The sequence below is a fragment of the Pseudomonas sp. GW823-FHT06B06 genome, from assembly GCF_058795195.1.
This window is the reverse complement of the sequence record NZ_JBXAHO010000097.1, coordinates 1-738: the sequence shown is the minus strand read 5'-3', so window position 1 is coordinate 738 and position 738 is coordinate 1. Positions and strand designations below refer to the sequence as shown.

The following is a 738-nucleotide window of genomic DNA, read 5'->3' as shown; positions in this document are numbered from 1 at the left end:
GGGTGGAGCATGCTCAGGACAGTATAAGTGCAGCTTATGTTTACAAATTCTGAATATCCCGCCCTTTCTTGAAGGCGAGGACAGCGTCCATGGCATCTGCTGAGTTGGGTTATATCCTTGCCATGATACGTTGGCTTTTCTATTGATTGAGTTTAGTTCATAAATAATTTTAGTTGCCGAGGATAGAAAGATGGCTAATCCCGAAATAGGTAAGAGTATTGTAGCGGCTGGTATTCAAACAAACTATCACGATCTTGGTGAAGGGACGCCGGTGCTCCTTGTTCATGGCTCCGGCCCTGGCGTAAGTGCTTATGCCAACTGGAGACTGACGATGCCTGCCCTGAGCAAGAACTTTAGGGTAATTGCCGCAGACATAGTTGGTTTCGGCTTCACGCATAGGCCTGAAAACTATAATTATTCCATGGATAATTGGGTCAAGCACATCATTGGCGTCATGGATGCCTTGGAAATTGAAAAAGCCCACATCGTAGGTAACTCGTTTGGCGGGGCACTGGCGATTGCAATTGCGATACGGCATCCGGGTCGGATAGACCGCATGGTCCTAATGGGGGCAGCTGGAACGCAATTCGAACTCACGAATGGGTTGGATGCGGTTTGGGGTTACACGCCATCAATCAAAAACATGCGTGATCTCCTCGACATCTTCGCCTATGACCGTAGCTTGGTCAGCGATGAACTGGCCAGGCTACGATATGAAGCGAGTATTCAGCCAGGCTT

1 protein-coding gene is annotated in these 738 nt (G+C 48.5%); it reads left to right on the top strand.

What is annotated here, in order from left to right; translation table 11 throughout:
- Positions 1–190 precede the first annotated feature (190 nt).
- On the top strand, positions 191–738 hold a 548-nt coding region (locus tag AC1Q8Q_RS32145), incomplete at its 3' end, for an alpha/beta fold hydrolase (RefSeq protein ID WP_492615967.1).